A 302-nucleotide genomic window follows, 5' to 3' on the forward strand; every position below is an offset into this window, starting at 1 on the left:
CCCCCCCCCCCCCCCCCCCCCCCCCCCCCCCCCCCCCCCCCCCCCCCCCCCCCCCCCCCCCCCCCCCCCCCCCCCCCCCCCCCCCCCCCCCCCCCCCCCCCCCTTTTCAAGCAGAAGACGGCAAACGAGATCGCGCCTAGAGTCTCGTGGGCTCGGAGATGTGTATAAGAGACAGGCCGGGATGAGCGTCAGCTATGGCGGCATCCGCCAGACGCCGGAGGAGATCGTCAGCGAGGCCCGCGAGCAGCAGGCCGACATCATCGGGCTCTCGATCCTCTCGGGCTCGCATCTGCCGCTGGTGC

At 75.5% G+C, this 302-nt stretch carries 1 pseudogene; it reads left to right on the forward strand.

The features are described 5' to 3' along the window. Window positions 1-169 precede the first annotated feature (169 nt). A pseudogene (locus JHD80_RS29460) lies at window positions 170-302 on the forward strand (cobalamin-dependent protein); the annotation flags it as partial.

It is taken from the genome of Allobosea sp. ASV33 (assembly GCF_016428755.1).
GTDB lineage: Bacteria > Pseudomonadota > Alphaproteobacteria > Rhizobiales > Beijerinckiaceae > Allobosea.